This is a genomic window from Pseudomonas sp. LBUM1671 (assembly GCF_059695685.1).
This window is the reverse complement of the sequence record NZ_CP166782.1, coordinates 3,463,349-3,483,761: the sequence shown is the minus strand read 5'-3', so window position 1 is coordinate 3,483,761 and position 20,413 is coordinate 3,463,349. Positions and strand designations below refer to the sequence as shown.

The following is a 20,413-nucleotide window of genomic DNA, read 5'->3' as shown; positions in this document are numbered from 1 at the left end:
TTTGAATGTCAGTCAGCTATCGCGAGCAGGCTCGCTCCCACAATGGGATTGTGGTGTTCAGGTGATTTGGGTTTGTCAGGCCCTCAGAACCACTGCTTGAAGCGACGGATGTAGATCGTCTTCATGATCTGCGCGAATACGCAGTAGCTCAGCAGGGTGCCCACCAGCCACGGGAAATACGCCCACGGCAACGGTTGCAGGCCGACCAGCGTGCCCAGTGGCGAGAACGGAATGTAGATACCCAGCGCCATCACCAACCCGGTCATCAGGATCACCGGCAACGCCGCCGTGCTCTGGAAGAACGGAATCTTCTGCGTGCGCAGCATGTGCACCACCAGCGTCTGCGACAGCAGCCCTTCGATGAACCAGCCGGACTGGAACAGGCTCTGCATTTCCACGCTGTTGGCGGCGAACACGTACCACATCAGGGCGAAGGTGGTGATGTCGAAGACTGACGAGGTCGGCCCGATCCACAGCATGAAACGGCCAATGTTCTTCGCGTCCCACTTGCGTGGTTTGCGCAGGAACTCCTTGTCCATCTTGTCCCACGGCAGCGACAGCTGAGAGATGTCGTACATGAGGTTTTGCAACAGCAGGTGGATCGACAGCATCGGCAGGAACGGAATGAACGCACTGGCCACCAGCACCGAGAACACGTTGCCAAAGTTGGAGCTGGCGGTCATGTTCAGGTACTTCATGATATTGCCGAAGGTCTCGCGGCCCTTGAGCACGCCTTCCTCCAGCACCATCAGACTCTTCTCCAACAGTATGATGTCGGCCGATTCCTTGGCGATGTCGGTGCCGCTGTCCACCGAAATGCCGACATCGGCATCGCGCAGGGCAGGGGCGTCGTTGATGCCGTCGCCGAGGAAACCCACGGTATGACCGTTGGCCTGCAACGCCTTGAGCACCCGGGATTTTTGCAGCGGCGTCAACTTGGCGAACACCGTGCGCTCCTCGACCCGCAGCTTGAGGGTGGTGTCGTCCATGTTCTCGATGTCCGGCCCGAGCAGCGGCGTGCCGGGCTCCAGCCCGACTTCGCGGCAGATCTTGCAGGTCACCACGGCGTTGTCGCCGGTCAGCACCTTGACGGTCACGCCCATGTCGCGCAGCGCGGCAATCGCCGGGCCCGCAGTTTCCTTCGGTGGATCGAGGAAAGTCAGGAAGCCACGAATCACCAGCTCACGTTCATCGGCGGTGGTGTACTGGTTTTTGCTCTGCGCTTTCGGAATCTCACGGGTGGCGACCACCAGCACCCGGAAACCGTCCTCGTTGTACTCGTTCGCCAAGGCCAGCAGGTCTTTGCGACGCTGTTCGTCAAGTGCTACGACCGTGCCGTTTTCATGGATGTGGCTGGCGATGGTCAGCATTTCCTCGACCGCGCCTTTGCACACCATCAGATGATCGTCGCGGCTGTCCTTGACGATGATCGACAGGCGCCGGCGAACGAAGTCGAACGGCAACTCATCGACCTTACTGTAGGCAAACGGAACCCGGAACTTTGGGTTGCCATTGGCGAACTGCACGACCGCCTGGTCCATCAGGTTTTTCAGACCGCTCTGGTGATGGCTGTTGAGCCACGCCAGTTCGAGGATCTGGTCGTCGCGCCGGCCATTGCTGTCGACGTGGTGCTCAAGAATGATCTTGTCTTGGGTCAGGGTGCCGGTCTTGTCGGTGCACAGCACGTCCATCGAGCCGAAGTTCTGGATCGCGTTGAGACGCTTGACCACCACTTTGCGCTTGGCCATGGCCATCGCGCCTTTGGCCAGGTTGGCGCTGACAATCATCGGCAGCATTTCCGGGGTCAAGCCGACCGCGACCGCCAGGGCAAACAGGAACGCGTCGCTCCAGTCGCCTTTGGAGAAACCGTTGAGCAGGAACACGATCGGCACCATGACCAGCATGAAGCGGATCAACAACCAGCTGACGCTGTTCACCCCACGGTCGAAGGCCGTTTGCACTCGCGAGCCGACAATGGCTTTGGCCAGCGAGCCGAAGTAGGTGCGCGGGCCGGTCGCAACCACCACCGCTTTGGCGGTGCCGCTGACCACGTTGGTGCCCATGAAGCAGATGTTTGGCAGGTCCAACAGGTTGGATTGATCGGCAGCGGCGCGGCTCGCCGATTTCTGCGCGACGTCGCCCAGGGTGTCGTATTTCTCGACGGGCAAGGCTTCGCCGGTCAGCACCGCCTGGCTGATGAACAGGTCACGGGATTCGATCAGGCGGATGTCCGCCGGGATCATGTCGCCGGCACTGAGCTGGACGATGTCGCCAGCCACCAGTTCGCGCATCGGCACTTCGCGCAGTACCGGGCGGTTGCCGTTTTGTCCGCGCCGCAGCACAGTCGCCGTGGTGCGCACCATCGCTTTCAACGCTTCGGCGGATTTGGCCGAGCGGTATTCCTGCCAGAACCGCAGCAGGCTGCTCAGGGTGACCATGGTCATGATAATGATGACCTTGGTCAGGTCCGCCTCGTCGCCTTCACCCTGGCTGATCGGCAGCCAGTAATCGGTGAAGAAACTGATGCCGGCCAGGGTCAGCAGGACATAGATGAAGGGATTGTTCAGGGCTTTGAGCAGTTGGACGAGGGCGTGTGGCGGCTTGTCGTGGGCGACTTCGTTGAAGCCTGCACGGGCCAGCCGGCCTTCGGCCTCGAGTTCGGTCAAACCGTCAGGGGTGGCGTTAAGGTTGGCGAGGGTCACGGCCAGGCCGTTTTGTGCTTCCCGGGCGGCGCGCATCGACAGTTTGGCGTTGTCGTTGCTGGCGCCTTTGGCGCGAATATCCGGCGTTTTTACAGTCGTCATGGTGTGTGCTCCTGCCGCCGTCTTGCGGCACGACACACTGTCCACTCATCTATTCATAGGCGAGCGAATGTATGTCGAGTCGCAAACAGGCGATCGATTCGGAAGTGTTGTGTTCTTGTGTTTTAACGTTCGCTGCGTATCAATGGAAAGTTGATGCGCAGCGAACCGTCTACTGGCTTCGTCCATAACTAACTCCAATTATTTTATGTTTTAACAGGCAATAAGAAGTTGTCGAATTCCCTATTAAGGAAAACGTTGAGGGAAGGACTTTGAAGTGCCTTCAGATCAACAGAAAGTGCGAGCCCTGAGGGTCAGTCCGAACAGGCGCGCGATGCGCCGACTCGGTGGTTCCTGACTGTCGTCGAAGCTCCAGCGTTGCTGAAGCCGACCCGTCATCGGGCAGACGCGCCAGTTGGCACGAGGGTGTGCCTTGGCCGGGGAAGAAAGGGTGGAAAACGGGGCGCTGACCCGAGTCGTCAGCAGACGCTCACGGCACAGCTTGACCCGCATGGTCGATGCGAAGGCGCGTACGCCCGGCATTATGGTGGTTTTGAAGTTCATAACATGCCTCTGGACCGGACGGACACCGGTGAGGCAAGTTACGGTGGAGCATCATGCTCTAGCGCAGCTTATCCGACCGAAAAGTCGAGTCCCGTCATTTACTGGGTTATGTGCCAGGTTCCGCAAATTCGCAGTGACCCGACAGCGACTAGATACTGTGTCCATTGGATTCTTTTGTAAGTTGAAAAAAGGCCTTCGTTGAAGGCCCGGGCAATTTACTCAGGGAGGTCGGTGAAGTCAACCTTCAATAGCCGCTAAATGCGGAGTTGAATGGAAAAACATCGACTCTTTATATTGAAGTTGGAATTGGTTCAGCTAAATGACAGTTAGTACTATCTCAGTGATTAACGGGAGAAACGATTGCGATAATCCCTCGGCGAAATGCCAAGGTTGCGCTGGAAGGTGAAGCGCATGCGTTCTTCATCACCAAACCCGCATTGCCGGGCGATTTGATCGATGTTGCGCTCGGACTCTTCCAGAAGGCGTCGCGCTGCTTCCAGGCGCAACACTTCCACCGATTTGGCCGGGGTGCGGCCGGTCTTGAGTTTGTAGACCCGGGCAAAGTTGCGCGGGCTCATTTGCACCTTGTCGGCGAGCGCTTCAACGGTCAGCTTTTCGCTGCTCAGGTTCTGCGCGATCCACAGGTGCAAATCGTCGAAGGCAGCACCGTCCTCGGTTTGCGATTGCAGCAATTGGCTGTACTGGGCCTGGCCGCCGGGGCGCTTGAGAAACACCACCAGTTCCCGGGCAACCTCCAGCGCCACCTCACGGCCGCAGTCGGCCTCCACCAGTGCCAGCGCCAGGTCGATACCGGCCCTGACACCCGCCGACGTCCACACCGAACCTTGCTGAATGAAAATTGCATCGCTGTCGACTTCAATCAGCGGGAAACCCCGCTTGAGCATGTCGCACATGGCCCAGTGGGTCGCCGCGCGGCGGCCGTCGAGCAAACCGGCTTGCGCCAGCAGGAAAGCGCCGCTGCACACGGAAGCGGTGCGATTGACGTTGACCGCTGCCGATTTCAGCCAGGCGACCAACGCCTGGGAATTGTCCATCGCGTGACGAATATCCGGCGCGCCGGGGACGATCAGGGTATCGATCGAGTGTTCGTCTAACTCGCTCAGTCGCAAGGTTTCTACCGACAGGCCTTCCGCTGTCTGAATCAGCCCACCCGTGAGGCTTGCGGTGTGCCGGATGTAACCCGGAAAACTGCGCTCGGCCAGGGCTTTGGAGGCGGCCCAAAATACAGTTTGCGCCCCGGTCAGGTCCAGCAGGCCCATCTGCGGGAACGCGACGAACACGATAGAGCGCGGCTGATCGGGATGAGGTGTCCGGGTGATTTCGTTCATGGTCTTGGCTGTCAGCGACGCCGATTCAAACGGCCGGATTTGCGGGGTTTATGTCATTGCGGCCGGCAGAGATCAACCTTCAAACGACGAAATGGCTGCCAGCCCTCTAAATGGCCCCCGGCTTACATATCCCCTGTTGGAGTGAGCCTGTGTGGCGAGGGGATTTATCCCCGTTCGGCTGCGAAGCAGACGTAAAACCGGTGTATTCGGTTTTCTGAAACACCGTAATCACTGGCTCAGGGCCGCTCCGCAGCCCAACGGGGATAAATCCCCTCGCCACACAGGCCCCTCCGACAGATGTCACTCGTGACAATCCAGAACAATTGTATTGCCCATCCCTGTCTGTTTCCCCACACACGGGCTGCGTACCTTGGGTCCACTGCAACCTCACAAGGACCCGCTCATGCTGACCCGATTGGTACTGCCGTTTGCCCTGTTGTTCACCGTCAATGCCGCCCACGCTGCCAATGCTGAAAAATGGTATCCCTCGAAATACGGCGCCAACGACGAAATCGGCGCGCTGAATCTGCTGAACGCCGAGTCGGTGATCAACGCCTCCAAACTGATCAAGACCGGTAAAACCTACCCGCTGGCCGTGCCCATCGACAAAACCCTGCCGGCCTTCCGTCACCGCAGCTTTCACCTGACCAACATCCAGCCGGGCGAGGCGGGCGGCACCACCATGGGGCCGAACAAATTCACCTTCAACGATGAACTGGTGGTCGGCTGGACTGGTGTCGGCACCCAACTCAACGGCATCGGCCATATCGGCATCGACAACGTCTACTACAACGGCAACCGTGCCGCGGACTTCGTCACCGTCGAAGGCGTGAAGAAACTCGGCATCGAGAAAGTCCCGCCCATCGTCACCCGTGGCGTGGTGCTGGACATGACCGCCGTTTACGGCAGCGCCATCGTGCCGGAGAAAACCGAGTTCAGCGTTGCCGACATTCAGAAGGCCTTGGACCTGCAAGGCATCAGTATTCGGAAGGGCGACGTGGTGCTGTTCAACACTGGTTGGCTGGAACTGCTGGGCAAGGACAACGAGAAGTTCCTCGCGGTGGAACCGGGCATCGGCATGGCAGCGGCCAAGTGGCTGGCGGACAAACAGATCGTCGCGTTCGGTGGCGACACTTGGGCTTCGGAAATCTACCCGGCGAAAGACGGCCAGGAATTCCCGGTCAACCAGTTCATGCTGGCCAAGAACGGCATCTACAACCTTGAGCTGATCGACAGCCGCGCGCTGGTGAAGGACAAGGCCTGGGAGTTCATGTTTGTGCTGGGGCAGCCGCTGTACAAGGGCTCGACCCAGGTCAACATCAACCCGGTCGCGATTCACTGACACCGATTATTCACCCATCACCGACCGGGGGATGACAAACACTCATCCCCCGGCCCGTTGTTGTCATTTGTTGCCCATCACCCCGGCCAATAAAGTGAAGCGTGCGCCTTGGGCGTACCCCTTCAATTCGAGTGATCGCCTGCCGAATGCGGGCGAGGGAGTTTTTGATGTCCGCTATTTTGGGCCAGCAGTTTATCGACGGGCAGCGCAGCGCCCTGGGCCGCGAGACGCTGCAAAGTTTCGACGCCAGCACCGGGCAGCCACTGCCTTACGTTTTTCATCAGGCCAATGATCAGGAAGTCGCGCTGGCAGTGGCGGCCGCCACGCGAGCCTTTGTACCGTTTCGTCAGTTGTCGCCGCTACGACGTGGCGAATTTCTAACCGCCATCGCTGATGAAATCGATGCCCTGGGCGACGATTTCATCGCCTTGGTGTGCCAGGAAACCGCGTTGCCCGAGGGACGCATTCGCGGTGAGCGCGGTCGCACCACAGGCCAGTTACGCATGTTTGCCCAAGTGCTGAGGCGCGGTGATTTTCTCGGTGCGCGGATCGATCAGGCATTGCCTGAGCGCACGCCGTTGCCGCGACAGGACATCCGTCAGTACCGCATCGGCGTCGGCCCGGTCGCCGTGTTTGGTGCGAGCAATTTCCCCTTGGCGTTTTCCACCGCCGGTGGCGATACCGCCTCGGCGCTCGCTGCCGGTTGCCCGGTGGTGTTCAAGGCCCACAGCGGGCACATGGCGACGGCGGACCGCGTAGCCAGCGCCATCGTGCGCGCAGCACAGCGTACCGGCATGCCTTCGGGCGTGTTCAACATGATTTACGGTGCGGGTGTCGGCCAGGCTTTGGTCAAGGCCGAGGGCATCAAAGCCGTCGGTTTCACCGGTTCATTGAAGGGCGGTCGAGCCTTGTCCGATCTGGCCGCCGCACGGCCGCAACCGATCCCGGTGTTCGCCGAGATGTCGAGCATCAACCCGGTGATCCTGCTGCCTGAAGCGCTGAACACCCGTGGTATTAAAATCGCCGAAGAACTAACCGCGTCGATCAACCTCGGCTGCGGCCAGTTCTGCACCAGCCCCGGCCTGATCATCGGCCTGCGCTCGCCGCAGTTCAGCGAGTTCCTGAAAGGCTTCGCGCAGAACATGGGCAGCCAACCGGCCCAGACCATGCTCAACGCCGGTGCGCTGGAAAGCTATCGTGCAGGCCTTCAACACATAGCGGCCCACGAGCGGGTCGAGCACCTGGGCGGTCAGCCACAGGGCGAATCCAAGGCACAACCGCAACTGTTCAAGGCCGATGTGCACTTGTTGCTCGACGGCGATCCGTTATTGCAGGAAGAAATCTTCGGCCCGGCCACGGTCGTGGTGGAAGTCGCCGACCCGCACCAACTGCGTGCCGTACTCGACAGTTTGCACGGTCAACTGACGGCCACGTTGATTGCCGAACCGGCGGACCTGGATCGCTTCAGTGAGCTGTTGCCATTGCTCGAAGACAAGGTCGGACGCCTGCTGCTCAACGGCTACCCGACCGGCGTCGAAGTCAGTGATGCGATGGTGCATGGCGGACCGTATCCAGCCACTTCGGATGCGCGCGGCACCTCGGTCGGCACCTTGGCCATTGATCGCTTCCTGCGGCCGGTCTGCTACCAGAACTATCCTGATGAGTACCTGCCCCAGGCGCTGCAAAACGCTAATCCGCTGGGCCTCAATCGACTGGTCGACGGCCAGTGGAGCAGGGCGCCCCTGAGCTGAGCATCTGCCCACGTCGGCAGATGCTGGCGTGGGCCTTGACGGAATTGTCCATTGAATCGAGCACACACCGACATGGTTCCTTCCCTTGGCAGCATCGCTTCTCGCCTTCGACTCAAACAACTGCGGTTGCTGATCGCGCTGGACGATCGAGGCTCGTTGCACAAGGCCGCCGAGCAGATCTCGATTTCCCAGTCCGGCGCCACCAAGGCGTTGCACGAGGTCGAGTCGTTGCTCGGCATGCCGCTGTTCGAACGCCAGCCCAAAGGCCTGGTCGCCAATGAAATGGGCCGTTGCATGATTCGTTATGCGCGGTTGATCTACAGCGATGTCGAGCACCTGCGCGAAGAGATGCTCAGCATCATGCAGGGCCAGGGCGGGCGGCTGTCGGTCGGCGTGATTATGGGCGCGGTGCCGTTGCTGACCCGGGCCCTGACTGAGTTGCGCCTCAAACAGCCGGAGTTGTCCGTGGAACTGGTGGAAAACACCAGCGCCACGTTGCTCGGGTTGCTGGACCAGGGGCGGCTGGACCTGGCGATCTGTCGCACCAGCGTCGGCCAGCGTTCGGACGCCTACGACTGCATCGAACTCAGCGAAGAGCCCTTGGCGGTGGTCGCCAGCAAGGACCATCCGCTGGCCCGTGCCGAGTCGTTGCAGCTGTCGCAGTTGAGCGATTACCGCTGGGTGGTTTACCCCAAGGACATGCCGATGCGCCAGGCGCTGGAGCGTGAGTTGAATGAGGCGGGGCTGGAGATTCCGCGTTATCCGCTGGAAACCTCATCGACCTTCGCCACCATTCTGCTGGTGCAGCAGGATCCGACCTTGTTGGCAGTGATCCCGGTGGAAGTCGCGCAATTCTGCGAGCAACACGATTTGCTGGTGAAATTGCCGGTGTCCATGCGCGCGTTGATTGAGCCTTATGGCGTGATCAGCCGGGCCGGCGCCGACTTGTCTCCGGCGGCGACCCTGCTGATCAACGAACTGAAGCAGGACTTGATTACTTGATCACGATCGGGTTCACCGGCGCACCAGTCCCGCCCACGATCTTCAGCGGCGCGGCGGTGTAGAGGAACTGCCACTGGCCGTCTTCGGCGCAATCGCTGGCCAGGTCGTCGAGCAACGCCACTTCGGTGAAGGTCACGCCAAGATTGCGCATCAAGGCGTTGTGCAGCGGGATCAGCACGCCTGTGGTCGGGTCGACCGCCACTTCGTTGGCCATGGTGTCGGTGACCAGGTTGGGGATTTCCATCTGGTGAAACCACTCCACCAACTCACGGCTGAAGGTCAGGCCCGGCTCGGCGAAGTCCTTGTAGAACTCCTCAGGCTCACGCTCGTAGAACGAACCGATCCAGCCGGTGCGGATGATCAGGATGTCGCGCTTCTGGATCTCGATGCCTTGCGCCGTTGCAGCGGCCAGCAGGTCGAGGTGGTTGAAGGTCTCGCCCTTGTCCAGCACGGACTTGCCGCGATGGCGCGCCATGTCGATCAGCACCGCCCGCCCGACAATCCCGCGCTCGGCAATCGGCAGGATGCTGGCCTTGTCCATGCTGCCGATGGTGCTCATGGCGTCGTAGCCGTTCCACAGCTTGTTGTCGTGCCAGACGTGGCCCAGCGCATCGTATTGGGTCGAGCCTTGCAGGTGCATGAAGATCACGTCGTCGGCGTATTCCACGTGGCCGTCGAAGTGGGTCTTGCCAGCGAGGAAGTGGCCTTTGTCCAGCACATTGACGCGCATCGAAGGACGTCGGCCGGGCCACAACGGCTCGCCCTTGGGATGGCCGATCTGCACTTGCAGGGTGAAGGTCTTGCCTTGGCGGACCGAGGCGATACCGCGCAGGATTTCAGCGCTTTGCAGGTAATTCAGGGCACCGACTTCATCGTCCGGGCCCCATTTGCCCCAGTTGGTGGGCAGGCCTTCGAGCAAGGCCTTGATGTCGGGAGAACGGTCGGCGGCGGTGTTGTTGGTGTTGTGGTCGCACATGAGGTTGTCCTTGGTTTGAGCAGATTCGGCAGGCCGACACAGTCCCTGTGGGAGCGGGCTTGCCCGCGATGAGGGAGTGTCAGTCGACATTGTTGCGTCTGACATACCGCTATCGCGGGCAAGCCCGCTCCCACAGGTTTTTTGTGTTGCCTGTCGGGTCCGTGCAGGGGGTTATTTGATGGGTGAGAAATCAGCGGCGATCAGCAGTTTCGATTCCATCTTTTCCAGCATCGGGAACGCCTTCGGCACAAAACCTTCAAGCCAGTCCGGATCCTGATACAACGCCGCGCGTTTGTTGATCCGGTCATCGAGGCTCTCGTAGGCCCAGATGTGGATCACCTGATTCAGCTCGCCGATTTCGGTGTACCACCAGCCCACCAGCGTGGTGTAGCGGGAGATCACCGGCAGCCCGGCCTCTTCGAAGTGCTTGAGGTAGGTCTGCATTTTTCCGATTTGAATCGTGTAGGTGCGCATTTCGTAGAACATGGGAGTCGTCTCTCAGGAGTGAATGCCGTGCCAGGCGTTGCTGATGATTCGTTCGATGTCGGTGGCGGTGGTCAGGCGTGGGTTGACCAGCACGTTGCCGCTGCGCATCGAGTCGCTGACCATTTGCGGCATGTATTCCAGGTCCACGCCCAGGTCCTTGATGGTGTCGGGAATGCCGATGGCCTTGTTCAGCGCCACCACGTGCTCCACCACTTTGTGTCCGGCGCAGGCAGGGCTCAGGCCGTCGACGTCTTCGCCCATGGCAATGGCGATTTCGCGAAACAGTTCCGGGCAGGCGGCCAGGTTGTATTCGATGACGTAGGGCAGCAGCGTGGCGTTGGCGATGCCATGGGGAATGTTGAAGACGCCGCCGAAGGTGTGGGAGATCGCATGCACGTTGCCCAGTTTCGATTGGGCGAACGCGACCCCGGCGAGGAAAGAACCGAGGAGCATCTGTTCACGTGCGTGCAGGTCGGAACCTGTGAAAAAGGCTTTTGGCAGGTGGGTGCAGATCATCTTGATCGCTTGCAACGCCAGGGCCTGGCTGACCGGGTTGGCCTGCTTCGAGACGTAGGATTCGATGGCGTGGGTCAAGGCGTCCATGCCCGTGGCGGCGGTGATCGACGGCGGCAGTTTGAGCGTCAGCTCGGCGTCGAGAATCGCCAGTTTCGGAAACAGCGCCGGGCTGATGATCACGGTTTTGAACAGGGTCTTGGTGTTGGTGAACACAGTGGAGGCGGTGCATTCGCTGCCGGTGCCGGAGGTGGTCGGGATCGCGAAGATCGGCAGGGGCGGGTGCAGCAGTTTGTCGTAGCCCTCGTAGTCGAGGATGTTGCCGGGGTTGGTGGCCATGGCCGCCACACCCTTGGCAGTGTCGATGCTGCTGCCGCCACCGACGCCGATCACCGAGTCGCAGTCGTGGTTTTTCAGGAAGGCCACGGCGCGTTCCAGCACGTCGGTGGTGGGGTTGGGTTCGACGCCGGAAAACACTTCATAGCCGATGTCGCTTTCGGCCAGCGAGGCAAAAAAACCTTCCATCACGCCCGACGCCATCAACCCTGCATCGGTGACCACCAGCAGTTTTTTTCGAACATGGGGCTTGAGCAATGCACCGGCCTGACGCACCAGGCCATTGCCGCTCTTCAAGGTGGTGGGGAAATAAAACTGGAACGGGTTCATGGGTTTCTCCGGTTCTTATTGGTCCGCAGACAGTAATAAGCGAGGGAGACGGCCGATAATGAAAAGGTCTGATCCGCCGATCACCCTTTGTCATCCCCCAGCGAGGCGGTTCGCGGTGGTAACGTGAGGTTTTCCAACTGTCAGGAGCACCGTCATGGATTTGGGTATTTCGGGTCGCTGGGCCATCGTCTGCGCCGCCAGCAAGGGCTTGGGATTGGCGTGTGCACGGGCCTTGGCGAAGGAGGGCGTCAACCTGGTGATCAACGCCCGGGGCGACGAAACGTTGCAAGCTGCGGCTTCAGAATTGCGCAGCCTGGCGCCGGGCATCGAAGTGCGCACGGTGGCCGGGGACATCAGCACGACCGCAGTGCGCGAGCAGGTTCTGGCGGCATGTCCGCAGGTAGACATCCTGATCAACAACGCCGGCGGCCCGCCACCGGGCGACTTCCGAGACTGGCAGCGCGAAGACTGGCTGAAGGCGCTGGATGCCAACATGCTCACACCCATCGAGCTGATCAAGGCCTGCGTCGATGGCATGGCCGAGCGGGGTTTCGGGCGCATCGTCAACATTACCTCCGGCGCGGTGAAGGCGCCGATCGATGTGCTGGGCCTGTCCAATGGCGCACGCAGCGGCCTGACCGGTTTCATCGCCGGGCTTGCACGCCAGTCGCGGCTGGCCGGGCACAACGTGACGATCAACAATCTGCTGCCGGGGCCGTTCGAGACCGAGCGTTTGCACAAGACCCTGAGCGCTGCCGCCGAGGCCAATGGCACCAGCGTCGAAAGCATCAGCGAGCAGCGGCGCAAGCACGTGCCGGCCCAGCGCTTCGGCCAACCCGATGAGTTCGGCGCCTACTGTGCGTTCATCTGCAGCGCCAACGCCGGATTCCTCACCGGGCAGAACCTGTTGCTGGACGGCGGCAGTTACCCCGGGACGTTCTGATCTTTTCGGGGGATGACGTTTGGTGATCCCCCAATCAGATCCCATCATTATTCACCCCGACGGCGCGTGATTAGAGTGGGACCGCTTGCCCAATACTTGATCAGTCAAAACGCAAAACCTGTGGGCGCGGACCTCTGTGGTGAGGGGATTTATCCCCGTTCGGCTGCGAAGCAGTCGTAAAAATCTATGTTGCAGCCAAAATTTTCAGGGCCGCTTCGCGACCCAACGGGGATAAATCCCCTCACCACAGGTCGCTCCCACAGGGGAATGCAGTATTCAGAACCATGACTGACAGGTATTGGGCCGCTTGCACCCACAACAACAAGAGCGCCCCTCATGAACAATCCGAGTGCCGAAACCCTGCGGCTGTCCGCCGCGTCTGCCACCGAACGTCCCACCAGCGTGCGCTGGCGGATCTTCCTCATCATGTTGCTGCTGACCGCCATCAACTACATCGACCGCGCTTCGCTGTCGGTGGCCTTGCCGCTGATTTCCAGTGAATTCCAGATCCCGCCCGCGCTGGAAGGCTTGATGCTCAGCGCATTTTTCTGGTCCTACGCGTTGATGCAGATTCCCGGCGGCATGCTGCTGGACCGCTTTCAGACCCGCCGCGTCATTGTCATCGCGACCGTTGCCTGGGGCGCCTTCCAGGCCTTGGCCGCCGGTGCGCACAACTGGATCACGCTGATGATCACGCGCATGGGCCTGGGTATCGCCGAGTCGCCAATCATGCCGGCCGGGGCCAAGCTCAACGGCGCCTGGCTGACCCCCAACGAACGCGGACGCGGCGCGGTGCTGGTCGATGGCGGCGCGCCGTTGGGCAGTGCCTTCGGCGCAATCATCATTGCCGGGCTGATCGGCTGGTTCGATTCCTGGCGTATCGCCTTCGTCATCGCCGGTATCGGCACCATGCTTGCCGGTGTGCTGGCCTGGAAATACATCCGCAACCATCCCAGCGAACACCCCGGTGTCAACGCGGCGGAACTGGCGCACATCACCGAGGGCAATATCAAAGTCAGCCAACCCGGTGCGGTGACCAGCATCCCTCTCAAAGAACTGCTGAAGGACCGTTCGGTGCTGGCCATGTTCGCCGGTTACTGCTGCATTCTCAGCGTGTTCTACGGTTTGCTGACCTGGATGCCGAGCTACCTGCACCAGACCCACGGCCTGAACATTTCCAGCATGGGCGGCGCGACCTTCCTCATCTTTATGTGCGGTTTCGTCGGCGAACTGGTGGGCGGGTATCTGGGCGATAAATGGAAAACCAGCGGCGCCTCGCCCAATCTGGTGATGCGCAGCATGTTCAGCGGCTCAGCGCTGGTTGCGGCGCTGTGCATGCTGGCGGTGGCCTATACCAATGAGGCCGGCAAGGCGATCGGCCTGCTCTGCGTGGCGATGTTTTTCATTCGTTGGTGCGGCATGTACTGGTGCATTCCGTCGATTCTCGGCGGCACCTCGAAAACCGGCGTGCTGGCGGGCACCATGAACTTCTGCGGCAACATGGCCGGGGTGATCGTGCCGATCCTGATCGGGCTGATTGTGCAGTTCACCGGGTCGTATTTCCTGGTGCTGATCTTCTTCGTGGTCATGGCCATGCTGCTGGCGATATTCTCCAGCCTGATCGATTATCGGGAGCGGGGGCTGGCTTGACATGAGCGGAGGGCAGGTGAGCGTCGATATCGAATGCGTGGTGATCGGGGCCGGCGTGGTGGGCCTGGCGGTGGCCAGGGCGCTGGCCCAAAGCGGGCGTGAAGTGGTCCTGATCGAAGCCGGCGAGGGGATTGGCGTGGGCATCAGTTCGCGCAATTCAGAAGTGATCCACGCCGGCATCTATTACCCGAGCGGCAGCCTGAAAGCGCAATTGTGCGTGGAAGGCAAGCAGCGCCTGTACGCCTTTTGCGATGAGCGCGGTGTCGATTACCAGCGCCTGGGCAAGCTGATTGTGGCCACGGATGAAAGCCAGTGCGCGGCCTTGCAGACATTGTTGGAGCAGGGCCGGCGCAATGGCGTCGATGACTTGCAATGGCTGGACGCCGGGCAGGCGCAGTCACTTGAACCGGCGCTGTCCTGCGTCGCCGCGCTCTGGTCGCCGTCCACCGGGATCGTCGATTCCCATGCGTTGATGCTGGCGCTTCAGGCAGACGCTGAAGCCTCGGGCACTTCAATTGCCTTCCACACACCGTTGGTGTCCGCCCGTTGCATCGAACAGGGTTTCGAATTGCACATGGGCGGCGCACAGCCGATGACCTTGACCTGTCGCGAGCTGATCAATTGCGCCGGGTTGTCCGCGCCTGAGGTGGCGAGCCAGATTCAAGGCTTGCCGTCGCAGTACGTTCCCGAGGCACGCTGGTGCAAGGGCAGTTATTTCAGCTTCAGCGGCCGGGCGCCGTTTCGGCACCTAGTGTATCCGGCACCGGAAAGCGCCGGGCTGGGCGTGCACATGACACTCGATCTCGGCGGCCAGGCGCGCTTCGGGCCCGACGTGGAATGGGTCGACCATATCGATTACCGCGTCGACCCGCGCCGGGCCGACGGGTTCTATCAGGCGATCCGGCGCTATTGGCCGGCATTGCCCGATGGCAGCCTGCAACCGGCCTACAGCGGCATCCGCCCGAAAATCACCGCCCCGACTGAACCCGCCGCCGACTTCATCATCAGCGGCCCGGCCGAGCATGGCGTGCCGGGGCTGGTGAACCTGTTCGGCATTGAATCCCCGGGGCTCACCAGTTGCCTGGCACTGGCCGATCGGGTGGTGCAACGGCTTTTCCCGTTCTCATCAACGACGTAATCGGCTAACCGCAGGCAAGCCTGCGTCCAGTTCCTGATCCTCGAAAACGACTGCGGCCTGGCGCTTGATCACGCCGACCTGGCCATCGACGCGGTGCTGGCCGACAGCGACCTGACCCAGGCGCTGAACGTCGAGGCCGGTTCGCCGATCATGCGCATCGAGCGCCTGACCCACGATGCCGCAGGCCTTCCCGTGCACTTCGAACACCTTTACTACCGTGGCGATGCCTTCCAGTACCGCTTGCGGATCGACCGGCAAAAAGGGAATCAGGCATGACCCACCGTGGCGGTTTACCCGTGGCCTTACATGACACGCCTCACTCCTGGGAACGGCCGAATTCCCTGTGGGTCAGAAGGATTTGCTGATGCTTGCCACCACCGTGGCGCTGCACACATCGTCGAAGCCCCAGTTGCCGGCGCACTGGCTTTTCGACAGGTCAGTGTCTATGTAACTCAAACCCAGCATCACACCGGCCAGTTCGTGGGACAGTTTGACTTCCCATTCGCGGTACGAGTCTTCGACATCGCCCGACATCGTGTACAGGTGCGGGTCCTTGAAATCCATGTTTCCGTATCGCAGTTTCAAGCCCGTGTCGTAAGGCAACTCGGTTTCATAACCAACGTAGCTGTAGAGCGAGCTCTGTTTGCTGTCGATCCCCGGCGCATCCGCGGAGTAATAGGCCGCCAGCTTCACGCCATAAGCGCTGAGGATTGCGTAGGTCTCGCCCTGGTTGAACTGGCTTTCCTTTGGATAAGTGTACTTGAGATAGCCAAGGTCCAGGCTCACCGCATCGGTCGCTTGCCAGAGCCAGCCGGCGTAGTAATCGACTTCTTGTCGGGTCTTCAAACCGCCCCCGAAATCGACGTTCGAACTCCACGCGCCGAGGTACAGGCCGCTGCTGTGCACCAGAGTCAAACCGGCCTGCACCGCAGGGTCATTCTGGGTTTGCGAAATGCCACGGGTGCGGTAGTCGCTGGCCAGGGTCAGATCGACCAGCAGGGCGAAGTCGTCATTCAAGGGCAGGGCCTGGCTGCTCAAGGGAAGAAGGCTCAAGGAACCGAGGGCGAACAGGGTGAAAGCTTTCATGGGGTGCGTCCCGTTATTGTGATTGTTATGGGCAGATTTTTTGCGGCAAGGCTGCGCCGAACCCCGGCGACAAACGCGGGGCAGGGCAGCGGGTGAAGCTGATTTTTCTTAGAGCGTCGGTGCGTAGACTTCGCGACCGGCGAACCAGGTTTGCAGCACCTGGGTGTCGTGCAGGGCTTTGTTGTCGACGCTGAACACGTCGCGGTCCAGCACGATGAAATCCGCTTGCTTGCCAGGGCTCAACGAACCGATTTGCTTCTCCAGCCCGATGGTCCGGGCAGCGTTCAGGGTGTAGGCGTAGAACATCGTTTCGCGGTCAATACGCTCATTGGCATTCAACACGCCCAGCGGACCTTCCCGGGTGATGGCCTGGGCCATGGCGTTCCATGGATTGGGAGAAGACACCGCCCAGTCACTCGCACCGGCGATGGTCGCACCCTGTTTAAGCAACGAGTGCGCCGGGTACTGATAACGGAAAGCCTGCGCGCTGACATACGGCTTGATCATGTCCAGGGTGTACTCGTCGGCGCTGGCCCACAGCAGTTGCATCGAGGCGATGACGTTGAGCGGTTTGAACCGCGCGAACTCTGTCGGGTTGACCATTTGCAGGTGAGTGATCGAGTGGGTCACACCGCTCTGGCGATCCTTGCGCGCCTGGGCGATGCCGTTCAACGATTCACGTACCGCGCGGTCGCCGATGGCGTGGATGTGCACCAGCCAGCCACGCTGATCGATGGCGCTGACCAGTTCACCGAAGCGCTTAGGATCGATCAACAGTTCGCCCTGTTTGTGCGAGTTGCTGTACGGATCGATCATCGCCGCGCTCTGCGCCGGGTATTCGATCACGCCGTCGGCGAAGATTTTGATCCCGGGCAAGGTCAGGTTCGGGATGCCCTGGAACTGCTGGCGGACCTTGTCCAGGGTGTCGAGATCGGCCGGCACGCTTTTCGGGTTGGCCACCAACAGCGCGGCGACGTGGGCGCTCATGCCGCCGCTTTCGGCCAAGGCTTTGTACACCGGCAGCACGCCGACGGTTTTCTCCGTGGGTTTGAGCGCGAACACCGGCTCGCCGGGCGCGGCGTTAGCGGCGGGGTCCATCCACGCGGTGATGCCCAGGCTGTTGTTGTAGCGAACGGCGGATTGCGCGGCTTTCAACATGTCGGCGGGGCTCGGCACCGGCATCTTCGAGGCGACGCGATCCCAGCCGGCGTCCACCAGGAAACCGTTGGGGCTGCCATCGGCGAGTTTGCCGATGGTGTCTTTCTCGGCGTCCGGCAATGACTTGAGCAGCGCCGCATCAATCCCGGCGCGTTCGAGCATCACGTTGTTGGCCCACGCGGTGTGGTGATCGCTGCCGGTGAACACCACGGGCACCTTGGCCCATTCGCCACTGTTGAATTTCTTGCCAAGGGCTTCGGCCTGGGCCCAATAAGTCGAACTCATGCCGGCCACGCTCAACACATCGCCATGCCGGGCCTTGCCGTCATCGCGCCAGGCTTTCAGGCGTTTTTCCAGTTCGTCGAGGGCGACCACCTCGTCTGCCATGTTGGCCGAGACCATTTCCAGGCCGCCGAAAACCGCGTGGGAATGGCTGTCGATCAGGCCGGGCATCAGGGCCTTTCCGCCGAGGTCGACGACTTGGGTGTCCGACGCGATCAGGGCCTTGATCTGCGCATCGCTGCCGACTTGCAGCACTTTGCCGTCCTGTACCGCCAACGCCTGCACCTTCGGTTGGGCGCGGTCGGCGGTGAAAATCTTGCCATTGATCAGCACCAGATCGGCGGCGGCCATGGCTTCCATCGAGGCAAAACTGACGGCGGCCACCAATAGATTCGGAATGAATCTTTTCATTGAATGTTTCCTTGTTATTGCGTCTGATGGCCAGATTAGTGGCTTGTCACGGCCAGCAGAACGCCTCGCTCATGAAAAACGTTTTTGCCTGAATGGAAAAAGAATGGACAAGTTGGGTGCATTAAAAATGTTTGTGGTCACCGCGCAACTGGGCAGTTTCAGCCGCGCCGCCGAGCAACTGGGCAAGACCCCGTCGGCCCTGACCAAAGCGGTCAATCATCTGGAGGCGGAGCTCGGCGCCCGGTTGTTCGAGCGCAGCACCCGGCGGATTTTGCTGACCGAATCCGGTCGTCTGTATCTGGAAACCGCGCGCCAGGTCTTACAGCGGCTGGACGAGGCCGGCGAGGAAATCGAGCAGTTGCAGCATGGTCTGCGCGGTAACCTGAAAATCACCGCGCCGCTGGCGTATGGGCAGGCATTTCTGGATCAGGTGTGCGGCGGTTTTCTGGAGCAATATCCGCAGATCAACCTGCAAGTGGATTTGTGCGATGAGTTCGTCAACCTGCTGGAAAGCGGCTACGACCTGGCGTTGCGCGAGGGGCATGACGATTTGCCGGGGCTGATTGCCCGCGTCGTCGGCAGCAATCGGCTGGCGTTGTGCGCCAGCCCTGATTATCTGGCGCGCAAGGGGTTGCCGGTCACGCCGGACACCCTCGATGACCACGAATGGCTGCTCTACCGCCATCCGTTGCTCAGCCGCGAATTCTGGTGGGCCGAACGCGACGGGCAACGTTTGAGCCTGGCGCAACCGCAGTCACCGCGGTTGCGCAGCGACAATTACGACTTGCTGCTGGCCAACGCACTGGCCGGGCGCGGCTTGCTGCACACGCCGCTGTGGAGCGCTGCGCCGTACATCGCCGACGGGCGGCTGGTGCGGGTGATGGCCGATTACGCCATCGATCCCGACAGCTTCGGCTCGTACATCCTGGCGGTGTACCCCAGTCATCGGCGGGCAACCGCGAAAGTGCTGGCGTTCATCGATTACATCGCAGGGTTCCTGGCGTCTCGTGGCTTGAGCTGACTGGCGGTCCTTGCCAGAAAAAAGCCGAAAGAGTACAAGTGTACTCTATGACGACTTTAACCCCCCGCCGTACTGCCATCCTGACCTTTATCCGCGATCGAATCGCGGAGCACGGTCAGTCCCCGAGCCTCGCTGAAATCAGCGAGGCGTTTGGTTTTGCCTCCCGCAGCGTGGCGCGCAAGCACGTGCTGGCGCTGACCGAAGCCGGATTCATCGAGGTCAACCCGCATCAGGCCCGGGGCATCCGTTTGCTCGGGCAACCGGCGCGGCCCGAGTTGCTGGACATCCCGGTGCTCGGCCGGGTCGCGGCGGGTGCGCCGATCGGTGCCGATGCCGAGGTGCACAGCCGTTTGCTGCTCGATCCGTCGATCTTCTCGCGGGTGCCGGACTACATGCTGCGGGTCCAGGGTGATTCGATGATCGAGGACGGCATTCTCGACGGCGACCTGGTGGGCGTGCACCGCAATCCCGAGGCGCTCAACGGCCAGATCGTGGTGGCGCGGCTCGACGGCGAAGTGACCATCAAGCGTTTCGAACGGGTCGGCGACGTTGTCCGGTTGCTGCCACGCAACCCGGCCTATCAGCCGATCATTGTCGAGGCCACTCAAGACCTGGCCATCGAAGGGGTGTTCTGCGGTCTGGTGAGGCAAGGGTGATGGGCGCCGTCGTTGCGTTGGATACGCTGTTCAATGGCGGCCAGGTCTGGAAGGGCCGGCCTGCGCCACCGGCGGTCAGCCCGCAACCCACCGGGCATGCCGCGCTGGACGCGGCGTTGCCCACCGGCGGTTGGCCGGAAGCGGCCCTGACGGAAATCCTCCTGGCCGGGCAGGGCGTTGGCGAGTTGCAGCTGGTGTGGCCGGCGCTGGCGCGGCTGTCGGCGGCGGGCGAACGCATTGTGCTGGTGGCGCCGCCTTACGTGCCGTATCCCCAGGCCTGGCAGAACGCCGGGGTCGATCTGCGCCAGTTGTCGATCATCCAGGCCAGCGAGCGCGATGCGCTGTGGGCGGCGGAACAATGCCTGCGCTCGGGCAGTTGCGGTGCGGTGCTGTGCTGGCCGCACAAGGCCGATGACCGCGCGTTGCGACGCTTGCAGGTGGCGGCGGAAACCGGCTCGACCCTGGCGTTCGCCTATCGCTCGATCAACGAAGCCATCAACCCTTCGCCCGCGGCCCTGCGCATCGCCATCGATGCCCGGCCTGCACAGTTGCGCGTGCTCAAGTGCCGGGGCGGGTTGGCCCGTTCGGCGCCGATTGCCTTCCCTGTGGGGCATTGAG

General features: G+C 61.3%; 17 protein-coding genes and 1 pseudogene. 10 read left to right on the top strand and 8 right to left on the bottom strand.

The features are described 5' to 3' along the window. Nucleotides 1-83: 83 nt before the first annotated feature. From mgtA to ACA060_RS15880, 3 genes are all read right to left on the bottom strand, one after another. Nucleotides 84-2,804 (bottom strand): magnesium-translocating P-type ATPase, encoded by a 2,721-nt coding sequence (gene mgtA, locus ACA060_RS15890; RefSeq protein WP_497311729.1) that lies wholly within the window; start codon nucleotides 2,802-2,804, stop codon nucleotides 84-86. A 285-nt stretch (nucleotides 2,805-3,089) separates the two neighbouring features. After that, on the bottom strand, nucleotides 3,090-3,365 hold the full coding sequence (locus ACA060_RS15885; protein ID WP_109632163.1) for a hypothetical protein: 276 nt from the start codon (nucleotides 3,363-3,365) through the stop codon (nucleotides 3,090-3,092). 344 nt (nucleotides 3,366-3,709) lie between these two features. Further along, a complete protein-coding gene (locus ACA060_RS15880; protein ID WP_497311728.1) occupies nucleotides 3,710-4,714 on the bottom strand; it encodes a GlxA family transcriptional regulator in 1,005 nt (334 codons plus the stop codon). 403 nt (nucleotides 4,715-5,117) lie between these two features. Here ACA060_RS15880 and ACA060_RS15875 point away from each other — a divergent pair, with 403 nt between their 5' ends. The 3 genes from ACA060_RS15875 (at nucleotide 5,118) to ACA060_RS15865 (ending at nucleotide 8,809) form a co-directional block, all read left to right on the top strand. Then, nucleotides 5,118-6,056 (top strand): cyclase family protein, encoded by a 939-nt coding sequence (locus ACA060_RS15875; RefSeq protein WP_497311727.1) that lies wholly within the window; start codon nucleotides 5,118-5,120, stop codon nucleotides 6,054-6,056. Nucleotides 6,057-6,223: 167 nt separating this feature from the next. Next, the gene (locus ACA060_RS15870) at nucleotides 6,224-7,807 is read left to right on the top strand and encodes an aldehyde dehydrogenase (NADP(+)) (RefSeq protein ID WP_497311726.1); all 1,584 of its coding nucleotides are present in this window, start codon (nucleotides 6,224-6,226) and stop codon (nucleotides 7,805-7,807) included. Between the two features lie 72 nt (nucleotides 7,808-7,879). Then, nucleotides 7,880-8,809: a LysR family transcriptional regulator gene (locus tag ACA060_RS15865; protein WP_109632155.1), complete on the top strand. Its 930-nt coding sequence runs from the start codon at nucleotides 7,880-7,882 to the stop codon at nucleotides 8,807-8,809. Here ACA060_RS15865 and ACA060_RS15860 read toward each other — a convergent pair. The 3 genes from ACA060_RS15860 to ACA060_RS15850 all read right to left on the bottom strand — a co-directional run bounded on the left by ACA060_RS15860 (nucleotide 8,802) and on the right by ACA060_RS15850 (nucleotide 11,450). Then, on the bottom strand, nucleotides 8,802-9,785 hold the full coding sequence (locus tag ACA060_RS15860) for a cyclase family protein (protein ID WP_497311725.1): 984 nt from the start codon (nucleotides 9,783-9,785) through the stop codon (nucleotides 8,802-8,804). The genes ACA060_RS15865 and ACA060_RS15860 overlap by 8 nt on opposite strands. A 171-nt stretch (nucleotides 9,786-9,956) precedes the next feature. Next, nucleotides 9,957-10,271, bottom strand: a complete 315-nt coding sequence (locus ACA060_RS15855; protein ID WP_083376488.1) for an NIPSNAP family protein — start codon at nucleotides 10,269-10,271, stop codon at nucleotides 9,957-9,959. A 12-nt stretch (nucleotides 10,272-10,283) separates the two neighbouring features. Then, nucleotides 10,284-11,450 (bottom strand): iron-containing alcohol dehydrogenase, encoded by a 1,167-nt coding sequence (locus ACA060_RS15850; protein WP_497311724.1) that lies wholly within the window; start codon nucleotides 11,448-11,450, stop codon nucleotides 10,284-10,286. A gap of 154 nt (nucleotides 11,451-11,604) precedes the next feature. Between ACA060_RS15850 and ACA060_RS15845 the strand changes: the two genes are divergently transcribed. The 4 genes and pseudogenes from ACA060_RS15845 to ACA060_RS15830 form a co-directional block, all read left to right on the top strand. After that, complete coding sequence (locus tag ACA060_RS15845; protein WP_497311723.1) at nucleotides 11,605-12,393, top strand: SDR family oxidoreductase; 789 nt, start codon at nucleotides 11,605-11,607, stop codon at nucleotides 12,391-12,393. A gap of 336 nt (nucleotides 12,394-12,729) precedes the next feature. After that, nucleotides 12,730-14,043 carry an MFS transporter gene (locus tag ACA060_RS15840; protein WP_497311722.1) on the top strand — a complete coding sequence of 438 codons (1,314 nt, stop codon included), beginning with the start codon at nucleotides 12,730-12,732 and terminating at the stop codon, nucleotides 14,041-14,043. A 16-nt stretch (nucleotides 14,044-14,059) separates the two neighbouring features. Beyond that, nucleotides 14,060-15,181 (top strand): NAD(P)/FAD-dependent oxidoreductase, encoded by a 1,122-nt coding sequence (locus ACA060_RS15835; protein WP_497311721.1) that lies wholly within the window; start codon nucleotides 14,060-14,062, stop codon nucleotides 15,179-15,181. 30 nt (nucleotides 15,182-15,211) lie between these two features. Continuing rightward, nucleotides 15,212-15,457: pseudogene (locus ACA060_RS15830) on the top strand (UTRA domain-containing protein); the annotation flags it as partial. A 72-nt stretch (nucleotides 15,458-15,529) separates the two neighbouring features. Here ACA060_RS15830 and ACA060_RS15825 read toward each other — a convergent pair. Continuing rightward, the gene (locus tag ACA060_RS15825) at nucleotides 15,530-16,267 is read right to left on the bottom strand and encodes a TorF family putative porin (protein WP_497311720.1); all 738 of its coding nucleotides are present in this window, start codon (nucleotides 16,265-16,267) and stop codon (nucleotides 15,530-15,532) included. A 108-nt stretch (nucleotides 16,268-16,375) separates the two neighbouring features. Then, entirely contained in the window at nucleotides 16,376-18,118 is a 1,743-nt protein-coding gene (locus tag ACA060_RS15820) for an amidohydrolase (RefSeq protein ID WP_497311719.1), read from the bottom strand. A 103-nt stretch (nucleotides 18,119-18,221) separates the two neighbouring features. Here ACA060_RS15820 and ACA060_RS15815 point away from each other — a divergent pair, with 103 nt between their 5' ends. From ACA060_RS15815 to imuA, 3 genes are read left to right on the top strand one after another with little or no spacing between them, the layout of a single operon-like run. After that, nucleotides 18,222-19,139 (top strand): LysR family transcriptional regulator, encoded by a 918-nt coding sequence (locus ACA060_RS15815; protein WP_497311718.1) that lies wholly within the window; start codon nucleotides 18,222-18,224, stop codon nucleotides 19,137-19,139. A gap of 38 nt (nucleotides 19,140-19,177) precedes the next feature. Continuing rightward, nucleotides 19,178-19,795, top strand: coding sequence for a transcriptional repressor LexA (gene lexA, locus ACA060_RS15810; protein WP_497311717.1), 618 nt, complete (start codon nucleotides 19,178-19,180; stop codon nucleotides 19,793-19,795). Beyond that, entirely contained in the window at nucleotides 19,795-20,412 is a 618-nt protein-coding gene (gene imuA, locus ACA060_RS15805; protein WP_033061610.1) for a translesion DNA synthesis-associated protein ImuA, read from the top strand. Before lexA ends, imuA begins: the two co-directional genes overlap by 1 nt. Nucleotide 20,413 lies beyond the last annotated feature (1 nt).